Source organism: Micromonospora sp. NPDC002389, assembly GCF_040296095.1.
Classification (GTDB): domain Bacteria; phylum Actinomycetota; class Actinomycetes; order Mycobacteriales; family Micromonosporaceae; genus Micromonospora.
In genome coordinates this window covers 1-1,550 of record NZ_JBEOWP010000043.1, presented here as the reverse complement: position 1 = coordinate 1,550, position 1,550 = coordinate 1, and the positions used below count along the sequence as shown (strand labels likewise).

Annotated in this window: 1 protein-coding gene; it reads right to left on the bottom strand. The window is 66.8% G+C overall.

Annotated features, from left to right (window positions below; genetic code table 11):
- Positions 1–1,550 (bottom strand): ATP-dependent Clp protease ATP-binding subunit (locus ABT008_RS30380; RefSeq protein ID WP_350700736.1); only part of this gene is annotated, 1,550 nt, incomplete at both ends.

Sequence of the window (1,550 nt, the reverse complement as noted above, 5' to 3'; positions counted from 1 at the left end):
AGCTGGTGGAAGACGATGGTGTCGTCGATGCGGTTGAGGAACTCGGGCCGGAAGTGCTGCTTGAGTTCGTCGTTGACCTTCTGCTTCATCCGGTCGTAGTTGGACTCGGAGTCCTCCGACTGCTGGAAGCCCAGCGAGACCGCCTTGGCCACGTCCCGGGTGCCGAGGTTGGTGGTCAGGATGATGACCGTGTTCTTGAAGTCCACGATCCGACCCTGACCGTCGGTGAGCCGACCGTCCTCCAGGATCTGGAGCAGCGTGTTGAACACGTCCGGGTGGGCCTTCTCGATCTCGTCGAAGAGGACCACGCTGAACGGCCGACGCCGCACCTTCTCGGTCAGCTGGCCACCCTCGTCGTACCCGACGTAGCCGGGAGGCGCACCCACGAGCCGCGACACGGTGTACCGGTCGTGGAACTCGGACATGTCCAGCTGGATCAGGGCGTCCTCGCTGCCGAACAGGAACTCGGCGAGCGCCTTGGACAGCTCGGTCTTACCGACACCCGACGGACCGGCGAAGATGAACGACCCCGACGGACGCTTCGGGTCCTTCAGGCCGGCGCGGGTACGCCGGATCGCCTTCGAGACCGCCTTGACCGCGTCCTCCTGGCCGATGACGCGCTTGTGCAGCTCGTCCTCCATGCGCAGCAGGCGTGAGGTCTCCTCCTCGGTCAGCTTGTAGACCGGGATGCCGGTCCAGTTGCCGAGCACCTCGGCGATCTGCTCGTCGTCGACCTCGCTGACGACGTCGAGGTCGCCGGCCTTCCACTCCTTCTCCCGCTGCGCCTTCTGGCCCAGCAGCTGCTTCTCCTTGTCGCGCAGCTGAGCGGCGCGCTCGAAGTCCTGCGCGTCGATCGCGGACTCCTTGTCGCGGCGCACCTGGGCGATGCGCTCGTCGAAGTCGCGCAGGTCCGGCGGCGCGGTCATCCGGCGGATCCGCATCCGGGCACCGGCCTCGTCGATCAGGTCGATCGCCTTGTCCGGCAGGAACCGGTCGGAGATGTACCGGTCGGCCAGGGTCGCCGCCGCCACCAGCGCCGCATCCGTGATGCTCACGCGGTGGTGGGCTTCGTACCGGTCCCGCAGGCCCTTGAGGATCTCGATGGTGTGGGCCAGCGACGGCTCACCCACCTGGATCGGCTGGAAACGACGCTCCAACGCGGCGTCCTTCTCCAGGTGCTTGCGGTACTCGTCCAGCGTGGTCGCGCCGATGGTCTGCAGCTCACCACGGGCCAGCATCGGCTTGAGGATGCTCGCCGCGTCGATCGCACCCTCGGCGGCGCCCGCGCCGACCAGGGTGTGGATCTCGTCGATGAACAGGATGATGTCGCCCCGGGTGCGGATCTCCTTGAGCACCTTCTTCAGGCGCTCCTCGAAGTCACCCCGGTAGCGGGAACCCGCCACCAGCGCACCCAGGTCGAGCGTGTAGAGCTGCTTGTCCTTGAGCGTCTCGGGCACCTCGCCCTTGATGATCTTCTGGGACAGGCCCTCCACCACGGCGGTCTTACCGACGCCGGGCTCACCGATCAGGACCGGGTTGTTCTTGGTCCG